General features: G+C 64.3%; 6 protein-coding genes. 4 read left to right on the forward strand and 2 right to left on the reverse strand.

What is annotated here, in order from left to right; all coding sequences use genetic code 11:
• Nucleotides 1–40 precede the first annotated feature (40 nt).
• From DBR23_RS10180 to DBR23_RS10190, 3 genes are all read left to right on the forward strand, one after another.
• The gene (locus DBR23_RS10180) at nt 41–370 is read left to right on the forward strand and encodes a hypothetical protein (protein ID WP_015014990.1); all 330 of its coding nucleotides are present in this window, start codon (nt 41–43) and stop codon (nt 368–370) included.
• A 134-nt stretch (nt 371–504) separates the two neighbouring features.
• Complete coding sequence (locus tag DBR23_RS10185) at nt 505–822, forward strand: DUF2322 family protein (RefSeq protein WP_108498165.1); 318 nt, start codon at nt 505–507, stop codon at nt 820–822.
• Between the two features lie 167 nt (nt 823–989).
• A complete protein-coding gene (locus DBR23_RS10190; protein ID WP_108498166.1) occupies nt 990–1,463 on the forward strand; it encodes an SRPBCC family protein in 474 nt (157 codons plus the stop codon).
• A 42-nt stretch (nt 1,464–1,505) separates the two neighbouring features.
• On the opposite strand, the gene DBR23_RS10195 is transcribed toward DBR23_RS10190, so the two are convergent.
• Nucleotides 1,506–2,291, reverse strand: a complete 786-nt coding sequence (locus DBR23_RS10195; RefSeq protein ID WP_199170829.1) for a transporter substrate-binding domain-containing protein — start codon at nt 2,289–2,291, stop codon at nt 1,506–1,508.
• 353 nt (nt 2,292–2,644) lie between these two features.
• On the opposite strand from DBR23_RS10195, the gene DBR23_RS10200 reads away from it, so the two are divergent.
• Nucleotides 2,645–2,893: a hypothetical protein gene (locus tag DBR23_RS10200; protein WP_056064732.1), complete on the forward strand. Its 249-nt coding sequence runs from the start codon at nt 2,645–2,647 to the stop codon at nt 2,891–2,893.
• A 152-nt stretch (nt 2,894–3,045) separates the two neighbouring features.
• Here the strand turns inward: DBR23_RS10200 and DBR23_RS10205 are convergent, their stop codons facing one another.
• Nucleotides 3,046–4,308: a phosphatidylserine/phosphatidylglycerophosphate/cardiolipin synthase family protein gene (locus DBR23_RS10205; RefSeq protein WP_108498167.1), complete on the reverse strand. Its 1,263-nt coding sequence runs from the start codon at nt 4,306–4,308 to the stop codon at nt 3,046–3,048.
• Nucleotides 4,309–4,524 lie beyond the last annotated feature (216 nt).

The following is a 4,524-nucleotide window of genomic DNA, read 5'->3' on the forward strand; positions in this document are numbered from 1 at the left end:
GCGTAAAGCTGCCCAACCCCACACCACCCCACCAGCCCCGATGCGCCGCCGCAAGCCCCACCACCACGTCTACGTGGTCGAGCTCTCCAAAGACGTGCTGCTGGAGCCGCGCTTTCGCAAGTGCAACCCCGGCTACATCGACGGCAAACCCTGCGTGTACGTGGGCATGACGGGGCTGGACCCGGATGTGCGGTTTGACAAGCACAAGGCGGGTATCCAGGCCAACCGGTTTGTGACGCAGTACGGCCTGCGGCTGCTGCCGGACTTGTACGAGGGCTTCAACCCCATGACCTACGAGGAGGCCGTGGACCGGGAGATCGAGATTGGCATCGACCTGCGCTCGGCGGGGTTTGGGGTGTGGCAGGCGTGAGCGCCTGTTCAAAGTCTGGGCCTGGCCCGCATCCCTTAAGATTCCGCCCCGCTGATTCAACCACTCACTTTTTTATAGCTGCTCGCGCATGATCTTCTAGCGCTTGCGGCCCATTTCACTTGAATTTGACCGCCATGAACTTCGCAGACCGCCTCAAGCAACTCCCCTCCGCCAGCCACCTCGCCGCCCTGCAACTGCTGGGCGCGGACGGCCAAACGCTGGCCACCATCGAGAACAAGCCCGGCCAGACCGGGTCGCTGGTGGTGTATGCCGCGCTGGCGGCGCTGTATGGCGGGCAGATCACGCCTGCCGCCGCGAGCCTGGGGCTGGAGTGGTATGCCGAGCACGTGGCGGATGCGCGCGCCTTTCCTGGCAAGCACCCCAACATCGACCGGCTGCTGGCCTGGGCGCAGGGCAGCGAGAGCTTTGCAGTGCGCACCATCGCCGCCTGAGCCGGCGCCACAAAAAAATGTGGTGATGCAAAGGGCCGGTTGTCGAAAACGCACCGGCCCGTTCGTCGTAGAGGTGTGAACGCGTTGACGCCCCAGGCCATTGACCGCCATGGCGTTGGGGCGCACGCTGTCATCCATCCACCCCGATTCCCGCAAGGAGACCCTGCATGACTACCCCCAACCCCTCCGCAGCCGCTACCGGCACCGTCACCCTGCACCGCGTGCTGCGCGCCCCAGCCGAGCGCATCTACCGCGCGTTTCTGGATGCCGATGCCATGTGCAAGTGGCTTCCGCCCCATGGCTTTACCGGCCGGGTGCTGAGCCTGGACGCGCGCGTGGGCGGCAGCTACCGCATGCAGTTCACCAACCTGAGCAGCGGCGGCACGCACGCGTTTGGCGGCGACTATGTGGAGCTGGTGCCGGGCGAGCGCATCGTGCACACTGACCGGTTTGACGACCCCAACCTGCCGGGCGAAATGCGCACCACCATCCAGCTAAGAAAGGTAATCACGGGCACCGAGGTGTCCATCGTGCAGGCGGGCATCCCGGCGGTGATCCCGACCGAGATGTGCTACCTGGGCTGGCAGGAGTCGCTGCAGTTGCTGGCGCTGCTGGTGGAGCCGGAGATTCCGGGCGAGTAGCCCACAGGCCCACTGCGCCAGACCCAAGTCACTCCAAAGCCGTCACTTCAGCCACTTGTCTGCGGCCTGCTTGATGGTGCCCCGGCTGTCCACCAGGCCCCACACAAAGCCCATCACGCGCACGTAGTCGGCGTCGTCGGTGGGCAGCATGAAGCCCAGGTAGTTCTTGGGCGTGAGCGGTGCATCCACAAACGCGGCGTGCAGGCGCGGGTCGGCCTTGGCGTAGTGCAGGGCTTCGTACGTTTCGGTGATCATCACGTCGCCCTTGCCCTCGGCGATCAGCGCGGGGATCTCGGCGTTCTTGTCGTGCGTGCTGACCTGGGCGGCCTTGAGGTTGGCCAGCACATAGGTTTCGTTGGTGCCGCCGGGGTTCTTGATGACGCGCACGGTGGGCTGGTTCATGGCGTCCACGCTGGTGTATTTGGCCTTGTCGGCCGCGCGCACCAGGGCCACTTTGCCGAACGGGGCGTAGCCGGGCAGCATGTCAAAAATGCGCATGCGGTTGACGTTGCGGGTGATGCCGCCCACGGCCACGTCAAACTTGTCGCCCTGCAGGTCCTTCACCAGGTTGGGCCAGGTGGTGGGCACGTATTCGATCTTCACGCCCAGCTCCTTGGCCATGGTTTCGATCACATCGATGTCGTGGCCGCTGTAGCCCGCGTCGGTCTTGATGGCAAACGGGCGGTAGTCGCCGGGCGTGCCCACGCGGATGACCTTGGCCTCCATGATCTTGTCGAGCCGGGGGCCTGCCTGTGCGGCCGGGCTGAAGGCGAGGCTGGCGACCACGGCGGCGGCTGCGGCAAGGGCCAGGGTTTTCTTGATGATCATGGGCAGGTTCTCCAGGGGGTCAGAAGATGGGACAAGAACAGGCATTTCCGTGGCCCGCAGCGAACGCGGACGCACAGGGGCCTGGGCCAGACACGTTACAGCAAATGGCACGCAGTACAAGGGCACATCGGCGGCCCACGGTCTGCATCGCGACACGTTGCGCCCTGCATGACGCAAAGCCCATGCCAGACCAGAGAGCACGGAGTTCGCCCGGCGCAGGCATGAGCGCCTGCAGTGGAGAATCCTTCGGATGCTCTAATTTTTATAGCGCATTAGGCATATCCGTTCGGCGCCAGACATTCATCTGGCACCAAACTGGGTTACCCTGACCGGTTCTGCAACAAGGATTCGCCATGAAAAAACTCAACGTCACCATCCAGCTCGAAATGACCGTGCCCGACAACTGGGAGCTGGTCGATACCTCTGAGGGCACGCCGGTCATCAAGCTGCCCGATGGCAAGTTCATGGACATCGCCATCGAACCCCTGTTTGCCACAGACCCCGAAGACCTGTGGGCCAGCACCGAAGACGAAGACGTGCTGGACGACATCCTCGACATGGTGGACAGCGAAGCCGTGACCTACGAGTTCGTGACGCACTGATCCATAAGCAAGGCGGAGATGCCCGCCAGGGCAAACACTGCCCCGGCGGCGCACCGCAACCGCCGCCGCGCATCCACTACCAGCAACTACACTTTTGATAGCGCCAGGCGCATTGTTCACTAGCACCAGCGGCTGATTTCATTCAAACATCGTCACAGCTGCGACCGCATCCAGCCGGTCAAGGCCTCGTGTAATTTCTCGCGCAGCGGGCGGTCCCGCCAGGCTTCGTAGGTCACGCGGCGTGACCGTCGGATGTCGTCTTCAAACACCTGTGTCTGGCGCTGTGCAAAGGCAGCGTCGTACACGTTCAGGTTGGCCTCGTCGTTCAGGCGGAACGAGCGGTTGTCAAAATTGGTGGAGCCCACCGACACCAGCAACTGGTCCACGATCATGACCTTGCAGTGGTACATGGTGGGCCCGTATTCATAAATCTCGGCCCCGGCCTGCAGCAGCTCGCCCCAGGTGGCACGGGATGCGGCCTTCACGGTCTCGGTGTCGGTGTGCTCGCCGGGGGTGACCAGGCGCACGCGCACGCCGCGTGCCAGCGCATCCATCAGCAGCTTGCGGGTCAGGTCGTCGGGCACAAAGTACGCCACCGACAGGTCGATGCTGCGCTCGGCCGCCGTGATGGCCAGGTGGTACATGAGCTGCATGCTCTCGCTACCGCTCGATGGCGAGCTGGAGAACATCTGCGCCTTCTGCGCACCCGCCGGTGCAATGGCCGGAAAGTACGCCTCGCCATGCAGCACCTTGCCGGTAACCTTGAGCCAGTTGTCCAGAAACGTGGCCTGCATCTGCGCCACGGCGGGGCCGCGCACCAGGTAGTGCGAGTCGCGCCAGTGGTCGGGGTCTTGCGCGTGGCCCGTCCATGCCGGGGCAATGCCCACGCCGCCGGTAAAGCCCACCTGCCCGTCCACCACCAGCAGCTTGCGGTGGGTGCGGTTGTTCAGCCGGGCCAGGTTGTACCAGTGGGGTTTGTGGAACTTTTCAATCAACACCCCGGCCGCCTTCATCTCGGCCAGATAGCTCTCTTCCATCTTGGCGCTGCCCACCCAGTCGAGCAGCACATGCACGGGCACACCGGCGCGGGCGCGCTCGCTCAGGGCGTCGGCAAACTGCTTGCCGATGTCGCCCGACCAGTAGATGTAGGTTTCGAAGGTGACGCTTTTCTGCGCGGATTTGATCGCGGCCAGCATGGGCGGAAAGATCTGGTCGCCGTTGAGCAGCTCCGTCACCGCATTGCCGCCCACAATGCCCGGGCCCAGCAGGCTGCCCAGGGCGCGCTCGAACTGCGGGTGGGCGGCGCTGTACAGGCGCGGCAACTGTTGCTGCACTTTTTTCTCGCCCGCCGTGAAGTTGAGTGCCAACAAGACAAGGGCCCCGGTGGCCAGAGCCGTGAGCAAGACAGTGAGCATGGTGGAACGGCGGCGAGGGGCGGCGGGTGGCATGGCGCGATGGTAGGTGCCGACATGCAGGCGCGATGTAGGCGGACGCCGCCAACACCGGGGGCACAATTGCCCCTGTCGGCCGCGACAGCGGGGCGCTTTGCACCCGTACCAGCCCCCCCGCGCAGCCACTTTGTTTTTGTTCATGCCTTCCTCTGCCGTGTCTGAATCTGCCCGCCCTGCTTC

The sequence above is a fragment of the Acidovorax sp. HMWF018 genome, from assembly GCF_003061035.1.
GTDB lineage: Bacteria > Pseudomonadota > Gammaproteobacteria > Burkholderiales > Burkholderiaceae_C > Acidovorax > Acidovorax delafieldii.